The sequence below is a fragment of the Streptomyces sp. BK022 genome (assembly GCF_004217355.1).
Lineage (GTDB): Bacteria > Actinomycetota > Actinomycetes > Streptomycetales > Streptomycetaceae > Streptomyces > Streptomyces griseoluteus.
Genome location: NZ_SHKU01000008.1, coordinates 257,547 through 272,792, shown reverse-complemented (window position 1 = coordinate 272,792; position 15,246 = coordinate 257,547). Strand labels below are relative to the sequence as shown.

Sequence of the window (15,246 nt, the reverse complement as noted above, 5' to 3'; positions counted from 1 at the left end):
GGGTCCTGCTTGGTGTTTCCCCAGGACAGACTCCGTGCTGCCCCGGCCGGTTGCAGCCTATTTGAGGAAATCGCGGGCCAACCGGGCGGGTACGCCCGGCATTCGCGCGCAGGCGTCCACGACGGCCCGCTCCGCTTCGTCCAGCGGCCGCCCGGCGGTGAGGGCCTTGGTGAGGGCGAGGGCGGCGGTCTGCACGGTCAGCGCGCGGGCCGGGACGTCCAGTACGGGCCAGGGGTCGGCCCCCCGGGGCACGGCCGGACCGTCCGCCTCCTGGTAGGCGGTCAGGAAGCGGAGCCATTCGCCGAGCGTGAGGAGGCCGCAGGCGTACCAGGCGGCGGGGCGGGCGAGGTCCCAGGCGGGGGCGCCGAGTCCGAGGTCGTCGACGTCGATGAGGTGCCAGGGTCCGTCGGGCGCGGGGTGGCGGACCAGTTGGCCGAGGTGCAGGTCGCCGTGGCAGAGGAACGGGGCGCCTGGGGCGGGGGCTTCGGCGCGGGCCCAGGGCGGGAGGGCGGCCCAGGCGGCCAGGACGGCCGGCGCCTCGGTGGAGGGGTGGTCGGTCAGGGTGCGGCGCAGGCGGGCCATCGCCAGGGCCGCTTTGGCGGGACCGCGCATCGCGGGCAGGCCCGCGGGTGGAGGGGTGCGGTGGAGTCGGGCGAGGAGGGTGGCCGTGGCTTCCCAGGGGGCGGCGTCGGGGTCGTCCCGGTCGACGGGGGCGCCGTAGGGCCAGTGGCTGACGAGGCGGCCGTCCAGGCGGGCCGGGGCCGGGGCGTGCGGGGGCAGCAGGATGCCGGGGAGTCGGGCGGCGACGGTGAGGCGGTGGGCCAGCTCGTCCGCGTCGGTGTCCGGGGCGTGGGCCTTGGCGACCCTCGCGCCGTGCCGGACGACGGTGGCGTCCGGGCGGTCGGCCAGCGTCCCGCGGACGCAGGCGCACGGCCCGTCGCCGGGGTGGAGAGCCGCCTTGAGCCGGGCCGACAGCGCCGGTGCCGTTTCCGTCGTCACGGGAGGCGAGCGTACCGGGGCCGGCGGAAACGCAATGCCGGCGCAGCTCCCCAGCTGCGCCGGCATTGCGTGCCGTCCGTCGCACCCCCGTCCCCACGGGGTTTTATGGATGTAAGGGAGATCCACCCGGACCGCTCTTCCGGGCCTGGGCCGCTTCTCAGCGGCCCAGCATCGCACCCACGGACGACGCCTGTGTGGCCACCGTCTCCCAGCCGTCGAAGACGAGCAGGAGCAGGGCCGCCAGGGGAAGGGCCATCAGGGTCGCCACGAGGGGGTGGCGGCGGCCCGTGCGGCGTCGGAGGAGTGTGTCGCGCCTCGGTGCCGTGGGGGCCATGGTTCCTTCTCCCGGCCGATTCGGTTGTTGGCAGCGGCGGGCGTGTGGCCTCGGGGGGCGAGCGCCGGGCCCGCCGCTTGACCTCAAATCTAGGTTCGCGGCGCCGGGCGGGCGTCATGCCCTCGTACCGAATGGCGGGCCTCCCGGAGGATGAGCCTCCTGTCCGCGCGTACTCCCCTGGGTGGAGACGTACGGGGGAGTCTCAGGGTCTTCCCGGAAGGGTCGCGGGCGGGCGCCCCGGCGTCTCCTCCCAGGGGTGGATTGCCGTGACTTCAGTCACTTTGGCCGCCCAGGGGCACGGCGGGCGGGAGGAAGGGCACCGCCGGACGTCGCGGCGGCGGCGGGGTGTCCCTCCCCCGCCCGGCGGGATGTGGACGGCCGCTGTCCGTTGACCAAAAGTCAATGTCCGCGCCTGGTCAGAGGGTTGACGACGTCCTTACAGCAACCACACAGCAAGATCCGTGTCGCTGACCGCGTTTCACCTCGGGCGTGGGGTAGGCGCAATCCATCGGCCCGAGAGGGCGCGGCCTCTGCGCGCGGGCGGCCGGGGAAACGTAAGCTGGGCACGTCACAGGGACCGGGCAGCGGGGATGAACATGGCGATGATGCGCCTGAGGCGCGAGGACCCGCGCGTCGTCGGCTCGTTCAGGCTTCACCGACGGCTCGGCGCGGGCGGGATGGGCGTGGTCTATCTCGGCTCGGACAAGAAGGGCCAGCGGGTCGCGCTGAAGGTGATCCGGCCCGATCTCGCGGAGGACCAGGAGTTCCGGTCGCGGTTCGCGCGCGAGGTGTCGGCGGCCCGGCGCATCCGGGGCGGCTGCACGGCGCGGCTGGTGGCGGCGGACCTGGAGGCCGAGCGGCCCTGGTTCGCCACGCAGTACGTGCCCGGCCCGTCCCTGCACGACAAGGTCGCCGAGGAGGGCCCGCTGTACGCGGCCGACACCGCGGCGATCGGCGCGGCCCTGTCCGAGGGGCTGGTGGCGGTGCACGAGGCCGGTGTGGTGCACCGGGACCTCAAGCCGTCCAACATCCTGCTGTCGCCCAAGGGTCCGAGGATCATCGACTTCGGTATCGCCTGGGCCACCGGCGCCTCCACGCTCACCCATGTCGGTACGGCGGTGGGCTCCCCCGGCTTCCTGGCGCCGGAGCAGGTGCGCGGCGCCACGGTCACCCCGGCCACCGACGTGTTCTCGCTGGGCGCGACCCTGGCGTACGCCTCGACCGGTGACTCCCCCTTCGGGCACGGCAGTTCCGAGGTCATGCTGTACCGGGTGGTGCACGAGGAGCCGCATCTGCACGGGGTGCCGGACGCGTTGGCGCCGCTGGTGCGGGCGTGCCTGGCGAAGGACCCCGCGGACCGGCCGAGCACGCTCCAGTTGTCGCTGCGGCTCAAGGAGATCGCGGCCCGCGAGGCGCAGGGGCTCGGTGAGGTACGGCCGCCCGGGCCGCGGACGCCGGTGGCGGACCGGGCCTCGGTGCGGCTCGCGGACACCTCACCCGACCAGCCGCGCACCACGCAGCGCCGGGCCGCCCCCGGTACCCCGCCGCCGCGCGGGGCCGCGCCCTCGCGGGGCGGGGCTCCTTCGCGCGGCGGTGTCGCGTCCCGGCCCGGCACCCGGCCGGGCCCGGCCGGGCGGGGTACCGGCAACCGGTCCGCTCCGCGCAGCGGCGCCGGCCGTCCGGCTCGTCCCACGGGGACCAAGCTCCGCCCGGCCAATCCCCGGCTGCTGCGGCAGCGGCTGACCGTGTTCGTGGTGGTGACGCTGCTGGTGGCCCTGGGCATCGCGGTGGCTCAGGGCTGCTCCGGCCCGGCGCGCGGCCTGGGCGGGGACGGCGGCGAGCAGCGTACGGGCGTGCAGCGGGGCGTCCTGCCGGGGGACGGTCAGGGACGGGTGGCGTAGAAGGCGACCGCCGAGGCCGCCGCCACGTTCAGGGAGTCGACCCCGGCCTCCATCGGGATGCGCACATGGACGTCGGCCGCCGCGAGCGCGGCCGGCGAGAGCCCGTCGCCCTCGGTACCCAGCATCAGCGCGAGCTTCTCCGGGCGCCGGGCGGCGAGTTCGTCCAGGTCGACGGAGTCCTCGGAGAGGCACAGCGCGGCCAGCTCGAAGCCGTGCGCGCGGAGGGTGTCCGCGTCGTGCGGCCAGGACTCCAGGCGGGCGTACGGCACCGCGAAGACCGTACCCATGGAGACCTTCACCGAGCGCCGGTAGAGCGGGTCGGCGCAGCGCGGGGTGAGCAGTACGGCGTCCACGCCGAGGGCGGCGGCGTTGCGGAAGGCGGCGCCCAGGTTGGCGTGGTCGACCATGTCCTCGAAGAGGGCGACCCGGCGCGGGGCGCCCTGGGGGCCGGCGGACTCCAGCAGCTCGGCCGGGGTGGGCAGCGGGTTGCGGGCCATCGAGGCGAGGGCGCCCCGGTGGACGTGGTACCCGGTGACGCTCTCGGCCAGCTCGGGGCTCACCACGTAGACCGGGCAGGTCAGTTCGTCGATGAGGTCGGCCATGGTGTCGACCCACTTGGGGGTGAGCATCATCGAGCGCATGCCGTAACCGGCGTTCCCCGCGCGGCGGATGACCTTCTCGCCCTCGGCGATGAACAGTCCCTCGGCGGGTTCGCGCCTGCGGCGCAGGGCCACGTCGGTGAGGTTCGTGTAGTCGGCGAGGCGCGGGTCGGCGGGGTCGTCGACGGTGATGAGCTGGGCCACGGGGTGCTGCTGCCTTGTTCTTCCGGAGGGGTCAGGGCTGTTCGGTGGTCGGAGTCACGTCCACCACGGCGCCGATGACGATGACCGCCGGGGGCTTCACGGCCTCGGCGCGTACGGTCTCCGCCACGGTGGCCAGCGTCGCGTCCACCCGGCGCTGGGCGGCGGTGGTGCCCTCCTGGACGAGGGCGACGGGGGTCTCGGGAGCCTTGCCGTGGGCGATCAGGGTCTCGGCGATCTTCCCGATCTTGTCGACGCCCATCAGGACGACGAGGGTGCCCCTCAGGCGGGCCATCGCGGGCCAGTCGACCAGGGAGCGGGCGTCGTCGGGGGCGACATGGCCGCTGACCACGGTGAACTCGTGGGCGACCCCGCGATGGGTGACGGGTATCCCGGCGGCGGCCGGCACCGATATCGAGCTGGAGATGCCGGGGACCACGGTGCAGGGGATGCCCGCCTCGGCGAGCGCCTGCACCTCCTCCATGCCCCGGCCGAAGACGAACGGGTCGCCGCCCTTGAGCCGCACCACGGACTTGCCCTGCTGGGCGTGCTCGATCAGGGCGTTGTTGATGGCCTCCTGGGCCATGTACCGCCCGTAGGGGATCTTGGCCGCGTCGATGACCTCGACGTGCGGCGGGAGTTCGGCGAGCAGGTCGCGCGGGCCGAGCCGGTCGGCGATGACGACGTCCGCCTCGGCGAGCAGCCGCCGGCCCCGGACGGTGATCAGGTCGGGGTCGCCCGGCCCGCCGCCGACCAGGGCGACGCCCGGCGTGCGGGTGCGGTGGTGCGGGGCGACCAGGGTGCCGTCGCTCAGGCCCGCCACGACCGCGTCGCGGATGGCGGCGGTGTGCCGGGGGTCGCGGCCGCGCGCGCTGGTGGTGAGGACGGCGACGGTCACGCCCTCGCTGGTGCCGGTCGCTGGCGTCCAGGCGGTGGCCTGGTCGGCGTCGTCGGAGCGGACGCACCAGACGCGGTGGGCCTCGGCCTCGGCGGAGGCCGCGGCGTTGGCGGCGGCGTCGTCGGTGGCGATCAGGGCGTACCAGGCGCCGGAGAGGTCGCCCTCGGCGTACGGGCGGCGCAGCCAGGTGATCTCGCCGGCGTCGGCCATCGCCTCGACGGAGGGGGTGGCCTCCGGGGTGACGAGAAGGACGTCGGCGCCCGCCGCGATCAGCGCCGGGAGGCGGCGCTGGGCGACCTGGCCGCCGCCGAGGACGACCACGCGGCGACCGGTCAGGCGGAGGCCCACGGGGTAGGCGGGGTGTTCGGCCATGAGGTGCGGCTCCTCGTGCGGTGTGCGGTGGGCGCGCCGCGCCTTCGGAGCGGCCCTGACGTGCGGATCTTAATGTCTGGGCCCCTGGTGGGGCACGGGTGGTCCGGCTGGTGAACTCCGGACCGGACCGCCCGTGGCCGTCGGCTGATTCTCGGTGACGCTGTTCTCGGTGACGCTATTTCTCGGTGACGCCCGCCGAGTCGAACGTCGCCACCTCGTGCATCGCGCGGGCCGTGCTCTGCACCAGCGGCAGCGCCAGCAGCGCGCCGGTGCCCTCGCCCAGGCGCAGGTCGAGGTCGACCAGCGGGCGCAGCCCCAGCTTGTTGAGCGCGGCCACATGGCCGGGCTCGGCGCTGCGGTGACCGGCGATGCAGGCCGCCAGCACCTCGGGGGCGATGGCACGGGCGACGAGCGCTGCGGCACCGGCGCTCACCCCGTCCAGGATCACCGGAGTACGCAGCGAGGCGCCACCCAGCAGCAGGCCGACCATGGCCGCGTGCTCGAAGCCGCCGAGGGCCGCGAGGACGCCGATCGGGTCGGCCGGGTCGGGCTGGTGGAGTTCCAGCGCCCGGCGGACGACCTCGGTCTTGCGGGCCAGCGTCTCGTCGTTGATGCCGGTGCCCCGGCCGGTGACCTCGGCCGGGTCGGCGCCGGTGAAGACCGAGATCAGCGCGGCGGAGGAGGTGGTGTTGCCGATGCCCATCTCGCCGGTGAGCAGCGCCTTGTTCCCGGCGGCCACCAGGTCGCGGGCGGTCTCGATGCCGACCTCGATGGCGGCTCTCGCCTCCTCGCGGGTCATCGCGGGGCCGGTGGTCATGTCGGAGGTGCCGCCACGGATCTTGCGGGGCAGCAGGCCGGGGGTGGCGGGCAGGTCGGCGACGACACCGACGTCCACCACGCACACCTCGGCGCCGACCTGGTTGGCGAAGGCGTTGCAGACCGCGCCGCCGCCCAGGAAGTTGGCGACCATCTGCCCGGTGACCTCCTGCGGCCACGGGGTGACGCCCTGGGCGTGCACACCGTGGTCACCGGCGAACACGGCGACGGCCGCGGGCTCCGGGATGGGCGGCGGGCACTGCCGGGACAGGCCGGAGAGCTGCGCGGAGATGATCTCCAGCATGCCGAGGGCGCCGGCCGGCTTGGTCATGCGCTTCTGCCGCTCCCACGCCTCCCCGAGCGCCTTGGCGTCGAGCGGGCGGATCTGTGCGACGGTCTCGGCAAGCAGGTCGTGGGGGTCCTCTCCGGGCAGGGCGCGGCGGCCGTACGTCTCCTCGTGCACCACCCAGGACAGCGGGCGGCGCTTGGACCAGCCGGCCTGCATCAGCTCGGGTTCGTCCGGGAACTCGTCGACGTACCCGACGCACAGGTAGGCGACGACCTCCAGGTGCTCGGGCAGGCCGAGCGCGCGGACCATCTCCCGCTCGTCGAAGAAGCTGACCCAGCCGACGCCGAGGCCCTCGGCGCGCGCGGCGAGCCAGAGGTTCTCCACCGCGAGCGCGGAGGAGTACGGCGCCATCTGCGGCTGGGTGTGCCGGCCGAGGGTGTGGCGGCCGCCGCGGGTGGGGTCGGCGGTGACGACGATGTTCACCGGGGTGTCGAGGATGGCCTCGATCTTCATTTCCTTGAACTGCTTCGCCCGGCCCTTGGGCAGCGACTTGGCGTACGCCTCGCGCTGGCTCATGGCCAGGTCGTGCATCGCGCGCCGGGTGTCGGCGGAGCGGATGACGACGAAGTCCCAGGGCTGCGAGTGGCCGACCGAGGGGGCGGTGTGGGCCGCCTCCAGGACGCGCAGCAGCACGTCGTGCGGGATCGGGTCGCTGCGGAAGCCGTTGCGGATGTCGCGGCGCTCGCGGATCACCTTCAGGACCGCTTCGCGCTCGGCGTCGTTGTACGCGGGCGCGGCCGGGCCCGGCGGGAGGGCGGGCTCGGGGTCCTCGCCCTGGTCGGCGTCGGTGGTGGCGAGGTCCTCGGCGTGCTGGACGAGGTCCGGCTCCGGTGCCTCGGCCACCGGGCTCTGCTCGGCGACGGCGTCCAGGTCGGGGAGGATCAGCGGCCGCGGCGGGGTGGGCGCGAGGTGCGGGGTGGTGGGCACCTGTCCGTCGACGGCCACGAACCGGCCGAGCGGCGGCTCCGGGTGCGGCTCCGGCGGCAGACCGGTGGGCAGCGGCTCCGCCGGGGCGGGCGCCTCCCCGGGGGCCTGGAGCTGCGGGCCGGACAGGGCTTCGTGTGCATCCACGGGGGCCGGGGGCTCGAAGGCGGGGGGCTGCGGGACGGCCACGTGCCCGGGGAGCTGGAACTCCTCGGCGGAAAGGGGTGCTTCGGGCTCGGGAGCGGGCTCCGGTACGGGGCTCTCCACGACCTCCTGCACCGGGGCGGCCGGGACCTCGGGCCCCACGGCCTGCGGGTCCTCCGCGGCCGGGGCCGCCACAGCCTCGGGCGCCATTTCGGCGGAAGCCTCCGCGACCTCGACCAGGGCTTCCTCGATGGCCGCCTCGGCCTCGTGTCCCGGAGCCGCGTCGGGCACGGCCTCCAGCACCGGCCCGGCCACCTCGGGCTCGGGGATCTCGACGACGAGGGGAGCCTGCGGCGCCTCCTCGACGACGGCCTCGGCCTGAGCGGTCAGCCGGTCCACGGCGGCCTGCGCGGCCTCCGCGGGCTCGACGGGCTCGGCCGGCGCGCTCTCGGCGACGGGAAGGACAGCCTCCGGCAGGGCCGCTTCCGGGACCACCTCCTGCGGGGCGGCCTCGTCCGCGACGGCTGCCTCAGGGGCGGCCTCGTCCGGCGCGACTGCCTCCGGAAGGACCGTCTCCGGGGCGACGGCCTCGGGAGCGACCTGCGCCGGAACAAGGGGCTCGGGAACGACCTGCTCCGGCGCCACAGCCTCAGGAACGCCCAGCTCAGGAACGCCCAGCTCAAGAGCGCCCTGTTCCAGGACAACCTCCGGAACAACCGTTTCGGCGGCCGGCGCCACACCCTCCACCGGTCCCGCACCCCACGGCGCGGCGGCCTGCGGGACCGGGTCGGGCAGCGCCTGCACGTCCAGGTACTCGGGGCCGGCCGAGGGCCGTACCGGTGCTCCGGCGGGGCCGCGGTCGGCGAGGGAGCGGACCGGGCTCGCGGAGGCGTCCGGGATGGGCGGACCGAGGTGCAGGGGGCGGCGCGGCGGCTGCGCCGGACCGGGGCCCTGCTCGGGCAGCCGTACGCCGCCGAGGTCGACGGAGCCGGTGTCCCGGCCCGCCGTCTCGTGGGCGTCGGGCTGGTGGACGGCCTCGACGATCGGTGCCGGGGCGGGGGGCGGCAGTTCGTTGCCCCACGCGCCCTGAGCGCCCGGCAGCAGCAGATCCTCGTCCTCGGCGGGCGCCTCGGCGAGGTAGGTGTACGCGCCGTGCCCGAGGCCCGGCTGCTCCACCATGCCTGCGCTCTCCGGCTGTCCCTCGGCCGGGACCTGGCCGGTGTCGGTCATGCGTACCCCTCGCCCATCGGTTTAGTGCTCCTACGACCAGCTCACCCGGAACGGCGCACCGACCGCCCCGTAGTGAGAACGAGCGTCGGTGCGCATCGGCACGAACGACCCGCCGGAAATGGCGACAAAGCCATTCGGTGGCATTCTCGCGGCCGTTCGGCCGTCGTGACAGCGAGATCACGCGACAGCCCGTTGTGGACTGCGCCACGTTGCGCGTCCTCCGGTTTTGCCGTACCTCACCCACCGCCCCAAAGCGGGCGAGCTTTCCGGACATTGACGAACGAATTTCCGGACCGCGGGTGCGGTACAACGATCGGCCAGCCTACCGCGCGCGGTACGACAAACCGATCACGGGGCGAACCGGTCCGGCAGGGCGGCGGTGGTTCAGCGCGCGGACTCGCGCGGGGGCAGCTCGCCGCCGAGGAGGAAGACGACGCTCCGCTCGTTCTCCGTCCAGGACTTGGTGTCGAGCCCGACGGCCTGGAGGAGGGCGCACTCGACGCGGTAGCCGTGCTCGGTGAGGTCGCGGCCGATGAGTTCCGCGGCGTCCCGGGTGGCCGCGTGGGCGACGATGCGCTGCGGGCGCCGGTCGGCCACGGCCGAGACGACGGCCGCTCCCCCGCCGCCGACGCGTACGACGTCCGGCTCGGGCAGGTTCTCCAGGATGTGCGGCGCCTCGCCGCGCACGATCTGGAGCTGGACCCCGAACTGGCGGGCGGCGGCGTCGGTGCGGGCGCAGGCGTCGGAGTCGGCGTCGACGGCGAGCACCGCGGCACCGGCGCGGGCGGCCTCCACGGCGAAGGCGCCGGAGCCGCAGCCGATGTCCCACACCAGGTCGCCGGTGCGCGGACCCAGCCGGGCGAGCTGGGCGGCGCGGAGCAGTTCGTTCTCGCCCTCCCCGAGGACGCCGTCGTACGCCTCGTCGGGCTGGGTCCAGCCGCGCGGGCCGGTGCCGGGGTCGCGGCCGGCGATCCAGCCGTCGCCCACGAGCGCGGCCTGGGGGCCGCCGATGACGATGACGACGTTGGGGTCGCGCCAGGTGTGGTCGGCGGCCTTGTCGGAGGTGAGGACGCTGACGCGCTCGTTCTCGGTGCCCATCTCCTCGCAGACGACGAAGGTGCGGTGCACCCCGTCCAGGAGCAGGCCGAGCTCGGCGGGTCCGGCGCCGGGGGCGGTGAGGACGGCGACCTTGCTGTGGGCGCGGCACACATTGACCGCGCGGCGCAGGGTGCGGGGGTGTGCGACGACCACATGGGCGTCGTCCCAGGGCATGCCCGCGCGGGCGAAAGCGCCGGCCACCGAGGAGACGCCGGGCACGACCTCGACCTCCAGGCCGAACTCGGGTGCGCGCAGGGTGCGGACGACGCCGAAGAAGCCGGGGTCGCCGTCGGCGAGCACGACGGCGGTGCCGCGGTGGCCGGCGATCCGGCGGGCGGCAAGGCCGACGCTGCCCAGGCGGACCCGCTCGGCGGCGGCCGGGATCTCCTGGAGCGCCAGGTGGTGGGGGGCGCCCGCGACGAGCGTGGCGGCGCCGAGGGCGCCGCGTGCCGCTTCGGTCAGCGGCGAGCCGTCCCAGCCGATCACCGTGACCCGATCGGCCATCGTCGTCAGTCTCCAGGTCTCGGTGTGTCGTCGGTGCCCAGGTACGGACTTGGTGAGGTTACCTGGTGGTCCGGCCCGGCGGGGCGGCGGGGCGGGGTCAGTTCCACTGGGCGTAGGAACCGAAGCCCCGGCTGTCGGCGAGCTGTTCGTCGCTGCCCTCCAGGTCCTCCGGCAGCAGGCTCCACACGATGAAGTCGGTGCGCATGTCGGTCCAGGTGCCGTCCTCGGTGCGCACGTGGACTATGCAGGCGTTGCGGAGCACGCCCTCGCTGATGCAGCCGATCTTCTGGGCCACCTGCTGGGAGGCGGTGTTGTCGGCGGCGGTGCGCAGTTCGATGCGCTCGAAGCGCTGGTCGCCGAAGAGCCACTTGGCGGTGGCGAGCGCGGCCTCGGAGGCGTAGCCCTCGCCGCGCGCCCAGGGGGCGATGATGTACGACAGCTCCGTGGACCGGATGCGCCAGTTGGTCTTCCCGAGCTGGACCACGCCCACCAGGCGCTGGGTGAGGAACTCGGTGACGGCGAGGTCGATGCCGCGTCCGGCGGCGCGTTCGGCGGGCGCGTACTGGGTGATCCAGCGGCGGGCGCCTTCCTCGGTGAAGGGCTGGGGCACGTCCGTCCAGGCGGCCACCTGCTCGTCGTTCATCATCTCGGCCAGGGCGGGCAGGTCGCCCTCGTCGAGGGGACGCAGGCCCAACCGCTCCGTCGAGATGGAGATGTTGGGGAAGGTGCTAGTCATGCGCCGCTCCGTAACCTTCGATGATTCGTGAGGGTCCGTCAGGGCCCCGCTGAACTGCCCAGCATGCAGCATGACAGCACCGCGACGCACGCACGGGCCCGCCCCCCGCCGCCCGTTCCGGGTGGCGCGGGGCGGGCCCGGTACGCCGGTTCAGTTGCCGCTGACGGGCAGGACCGACCCCTGGTACTTGTCCTCGATGAACTTCTTCACCTCGGGCGAGGTCAGCAGCTTCGCCAGCTTCCGCACCCGCGGGTCGTCCTCGTTGCCCTTCTTGACCGCGAGGAGGTTGGCGTAGGGGTTGTTCTTCGCGGACTCCAGGTAGACGGCGTCCTTGGTGGGGCTGAGGCCCGCGTCCTGGGCGAAGTTGTTGTTGATGACGGCGGCGTCCATGTCGTCCAGGGAGCGCGGAAGCTGGGCGGCCTCCATCTCCTGGAACTTCAGGTGCCTGGGGTTGCCGGTGACGTCGGCCGGGGAGGCGTCGGCGCCCGCGCCGGGCTTCAGCTCGATGACACCCGCCGAGGCGAGCAGCTTCAGCGCTCGGGCCTCGTTGGTGAGGTCGTTGGGCACGCCGACGGTGGCCCCGTCGGGGAGCTTGGCGACGTCCTTGACCTTGTGGGAGTAGACCCCCATGGGCGGCAGGTACGCCTTCACCACCGAGACCAGGTCCGTGCCCTTGGACTTGTTGAAGTCGTCGAGGAACGGCTGGTTCTGGTAGAGGTTCGCGTCGAGCGTGCCCTCCTGGAGCGCGGTGTTCGGCAGGACGTAGTCCGTGAACTCCTTGATCTCCAGCTTGAGTCCGGCCTTCGCGGCGAGCTTGTCGTCGATGTGGTGGAGCACTTCGCCGGCGGGGACGGGGGTGACGCCGACGACGAGCGGGCCGTCGGCGTCACCTCCCTTGCCGGTGGCCGTGCCCGAGCCGCAGGCGGTCAGGCCGAGCGAGAGTGCCGCGGCGGTGGCCGCCGCGAGCCAGGTGGTCTTGCGCATGGGTCGATCCCCTCGAGAGCGGTCGGGGTCCGGCTGCCGGGTGGGTCAGCGGGATCAGAAGGAGGGGATGACGGAACCCTGGTACTTGTCCTGGATGAACTTCTTCACCTCGGGCGAGGTGAGCAGCTTCGCCAGCTTCTTGACCCGCGGGTCGTTCTCGTTGCCCTTCTTGACCGCGAGGAAGTTGCCGTAGGGGCTGTTCTTCGCGGACTCCAGGACGATGGCGTCCTTGGCGGGCTTGAGGCCGGAGGAGATGGCGTAGTTGCCGTTGACGACCGCCGCGTCCACGTCGTCCAGGGAGCGCGGGGTCTGGGCCGCCTCGACCTCCTTGAACTTCAGGTTCCTGGGGTTCTTGGCGATGTCGGCGGGGGTGGCCTCGGAGCCGACGCCGTCCTTGAGGGTGATCAGCTTGTCGGCGGCCAGCAGCTTGAGCGCGCGGGCCTCGTTGACGGCGTCGTTGGGGACGGCGACGGTCGCACCGCTCTTGAGCTCGTCGGCCTTCTTGACCTTGTGGGAGTAGAGGCCGAGCGGTTCCAGGTGAACCGTGACGACGGGCACGATGTGGGTGCCGCGCTTCTTGTTGAAGTCGTCGAGGTACGGCTGGTTCTGGAAGTAGTTGGCTCCGACCGAGCCGTCCTCGGTTGCCGTGTTCGGCGTGATGTAGTCGGTGAACTCCTTGACCTGCAGGTCGAGTCCGGCCTTCTTCGCCAGGTTCTTCTGGACGAAGTCGAGGATCTCGGCGTGCGGGGTGGGGCTCGCGGCGACGATCAGCGGTCCGCTGGTGTCGGTGGAGCCGGAGTCCTTTCCGGAGCCGCAGGCGGAGAGACCGAGGGTGAGGGCTCCGGCGGCGAGGACGGCGGTGGTGAGCTTGGCGGCGTTACGCACGAAAAGTGCCTTTCCTTAAGAGGTGGTGCGAACCCGGACTTGGGTGGCCGGGAAGTCTTGGGGGGCCTGCGGGCGCTCAGGCGGCCTTGGAGACGTCGGCGGCGGCCGGCTCCTTGGCCTTGAGCAGGCGCAGCTTCGGCACCGGGCCGGAGCCACCGCGGCCGTGCAGGGAGCGGGCGGCGAAGTCGCCGGCGAACTGGATGAGGGAGATGACGACGGCGAGGATGCCGACGGTGATCCACATCAGTCCGGTCTCGAAGCGCTGGTAGCCGTAGCGGACGGCGAGGTCGCCCAGTCCGCCGCCGCCGACCGTGCCGGCCATGGCCGAGTAGCCGATGAGCGCGATGATCGTGGTGGTGGTGCTGGCGATCAGCGAGGGCAGCGCCTCCGGGATGAGCACCTTGCGGACGATGGTCCAGCTGTTGCCGCCCATGGCCTGCACGGCCTCGACGAGTCCGCCGTCCACCTCGCGGACGGCCGTCTCGACCAGCCGGGCGAAGAACGGGATGCCGCCGATGGCGAGCGGCACGATCGCGGCGGTGGTGCCGATGGTGGTGCCGGTCACCCAGCGGGTGAAGCTCATCAGCGCGACCATCAGGATGATGAAGGGCATCGAGCGGCCGACGTTCACGACCTGGCCGATCACCTTGTTGGCGACGACGTTCTGGAGCAGTCCGCCGCGCTCGGTGAGGACGAGGAGGATGCCCAGCGGCAGGCCGAGGGCGATGGCGATCAGGGTGGACCAGAGCACCATCGAGAACGTCTCGGAACACGCCTGGGACAGCAGCGGCTGTATCTCGGACCAGGTCACTTCGCACCCTCCGTCACCAGAACGGGCTCACCCTCGGCGTCGACCACGTCGACCTGGAGGCCCTGCTCGCGCAGGAAGCCGACCGGCACCACGTTGTCCTCGTAGCGGCCGGGCAGCTCGATGCGCATCCGGCCGATCTGGAGGCCGCCGACGGTGTCGATGGCCGCGCCGAGGATCGAGATCTCGATGTTGTAGGTGCGGGCCAGCTGGGAGACGACCGGCTGGGTGGCCGCCTCGCCGTGGAAGGTGATGTCGAGGACGGTGCGGTCGTCGGCACTGGCCTCGCCGCCGACCGGGAAGAGGGCGGAGGCGAGCTGTGAGCCGGGGGTGGCCAGCAGTTCGCTGACGGTGCCGGATTCCACGATGCGTCCCTTCTCCATGAGCGCGGCGGAGTCGCAGATCGACTTCACCACGTCCATCTCGTGGGTGATCAGCAGGACGGTCAGGCCCAGTTGCCGGTTCAGGTCGCGCAGCAACTGGAGGATGGAGCGGGTGGTCTCCGGGTCGAGGGCGCTGGTGGCCTCGTCGGAGAGCAGCACCTTGGGGTCGCCGGCCAGGGCGCGGGCGATGCCGACGCGCTGCTTCTGGCCGCCGGAGAGCTGGGCCGGGTAGGACTTCGCCTTGTCGGCGAGGCCGACGAGGTCGAGCAGTTCCAGCGCCTTGCGGGAGCGCTCCTTGCCGGACTTGCCGAGGATCTCCAGCGGCAGCTCGACGTTGTCCTGCACGGTGCGCGAGGACAGCAGGTTGAAGTGCTGGAAGACCATGCCGATGTGGCTGCGGGCCCGGCGCAGTTCCCTGCCCGCCCGCGGTCCGCGGCCGGCGAGGGCGGTGAGGTCCTGTCCGGCGACGGTCACGGTGCCGGCGGTGGGGCGCTCCAGCAGGTTGACGCAGCGGATCAGGGAGGACTTTCCGGCGCCGGACTGGCCGATGACGCCGTAGACCTCTCCTTCGCGGACGTGCAGGTCGACGCCGTCGAGGGCGGTGACCTCGCGGCCGCGCGAGCGGTAGACCTTGGTCAGGCCCGAGGTGGTGATCACAGGGGGTTTCCGTCACTGTCGAGTGCCGGGCGCGGGTGTGCGCGGCACAGGTGCATGGGGTTGCATTTCAGGGACGCGGCACGGTTCTCGCGGTGGCGAGTGAACCGGGGAGAACAGCGTGTGCGCGAACGGCACGGGCTCCGGTACGCCGGTGTTCCGGAGCCGGGCCGGGCCATGGCTCTCGCTTCGGGGCGCGAGGCTCGTCGGTGGTGCGGGGGCCCTCTAGAAGGTGCGCATTCGGCACGTCATGCGACACATACAACGAGCACCGGGCGTGTGGGTCGCCTCGGTCGCAAGGGTGCGGCTGCTCGTCGTGGTCATGCGGTCAGTAAACCAGACCGGCCGCGCGAACCCGAGGGACCTGTCCATATGCTGGACAGCCGTGGATGGTGCCGGTGAGACGCGCCGTCCCAGGTGAGCGCCC

At 73.2% G+C, this 15,246-nt stretch carries 12 protein-coding genes; 1 reads left to right on the top strand and 11 read right to left on the bottom strand.

Features of this window, described 5'->3' with window-relative positions; all coding sequences use genetic code 11:
- Nucleotides 1-57: 57 nt before the first annotated feature.
- Together EV284_RS30280 and EV284_RS30275 are read right to left on the bottom strand one after the other, a co-directional pair.
- Nucleotides 58-999 (bottom strand): aminoglycoside phosphotransferase family protein, encoded by a 942-nt coding sequence (locus EV284_RS30280; RefSeq protein ID WP_242625870.1) that lies wholly within the window; start codon nt 997-999, stop codon nt 58-60.
- A 157-nt stretch (nt 1,000-1,156) separates the two neighbouring features.
- A complete protein-coding gene (locus tag EV284_RS30275; protein WP_086695998.1) occupies nt 1,157-1,333 on the bottom strand; it encodes a hypothetical protein in 177 nt (58 codons plus the stop codon).
- 590 nt (nt 1,334-1,923) lie between these two features.
- Between EV284_RS30275 and EV284_RS30270 the strand changes: the two genes are divergently transcribed.
- Nucleotides 1,924-3,234, top strand: a complete 1,311-nt coding sequence (locus tag EV284_RS30270; protein ID WP_130339797.1) for a serine/threonine-protein kinase — start codon at nt 1,924-1,926, stop codon at nt 3,232-3,234.
- On the opposite strand, the gene EV284_RS30265 is transcribed toward EV284_RS30270, so the two are convergent.
- The 9 genes from EV284_RS30265 to EV284_RS30225 all read right to left on the bottom strand — a co-directional run bounded on the left by EV284_RS30265 (nt 3,216) and on the right by EV284_RS30225 (nt 14,822).
- On the bottom strand, nt 3,216-4,037 hold the full coding sequence (locus EV284_RS30265) for an RNA methyltransferase (protein WP_130339795.1): 822 nt from the start codon (nt 4,035-4,037) through the stop codon (nt 3,216-3,218). The genes EV284_RS30270 and EV284_RS30265 overlap by 19 nt on opposite strands.
- A gap of 31 nt (nt 4,038-4,068) precedes the next feature.
- Nucleotides 4,069-5,304 (bottom strand): uroporphyrinogen-III C-methyltransferase, encoded by a 1,236-nt coding sequence (cobA, locus tag EV284_RS30260; RefSeq protein WP_130339793.1) that lies wholly within the window; start codon nt 5,302-5,304, stop codon nt 4,069-4,071.
- A gap of 175 nt (nt 5,305-5,479) precedes the next feature.
- On the bottom strand, nt 5,480-8,767 hold the full coding sequence (cobT, locus tag EV284_RS30255) for a nicotinate-nucleotide--dimethylbenzimidazole phosphoribosyltransferase (protein WP_130339791.1): 3,288 nt from the start codon (nt 8,765-8,767) through the stop codon (nt 5,480-5,482).
- Nucleotides 8,768-9,151: 384 nt separating this feature from the next.
- Nucleotides 9,152-10,369, bottom strand: a complete 1,218-nt coding sequence (cbiE, locus tag EV284_RS30250; protein WP_130339789.1) for a precorrin-6y C5,15-methyltransferase (decarboxylating) subunit CbiE — start codon at nt 10,367-10,369, stop codon at nt 9,152-9,154.
- A 97-nt stretch (nt 10,370-10,466) separates the two neighbouring features.
- Complete coding sequence (locus EV284_RS30245; RefSeq protein WP_130339787.1) at nt 10,467-11,105, bottom strand: GNAT family N-acetyltransferase; 639 nt, start codon at nt 11,103-11,105, stop codon at nt 10,467-10,469.
- Nucleotides 11,106-11,255: 150 nt separating this feature from the next.
- Entirely contained in the window at nt 11,256-12,089 is an 834-nt protein-coding gene (locus tag EV284_RS30240; protein ID WP_130339785.1) for a MetQ/NlpA family ABC transporter substrate-binding protein, read from the bottom strand.
- Between the two features lie 54 nt (nt 12,090-12,143).
- On the bottom strand, nt 12,144-12,974 hold the full coding sequence (locus tag EV284_RS30235; protein WP_130339783.1) for a MetQ/NlpA family ABC transporter substrate-binding protein: 831 nt from the start codon (nt 12,972-12,974) through the stop codon (nt 12,144-12,146).
- Nucleotides 12,975-13,050: 76 nt separating this feature from the next.
- Nucleotides 13,051-13,785 carry a methionine ABC transporter permease gene (locus EV284_RS30230; protein WP_130339781.1) on the bottom strand — a complete coding sequence of 245 codons (735 nt, stop codon included), beginning with the start codon at nt 13,783-13,785 and terminating at the stop codon, nt 13,051-13,053.
- Entirely contained in the window at nt 13,782-14,822 is a 1,041-nt protein-coding gene (locus EV284_RS30225) for an ATP-binding cassette domain-containing protein (protein ID WP_130339779.1), read from the bottom strand. The genes EV284_RS30230 and EV284_RS30225 overlap by 4 nt, the downstream gene beginning before the upstream one ends.
- Nucleotides 14,823-15,246 lie beyond the last annotated feature (424 nt).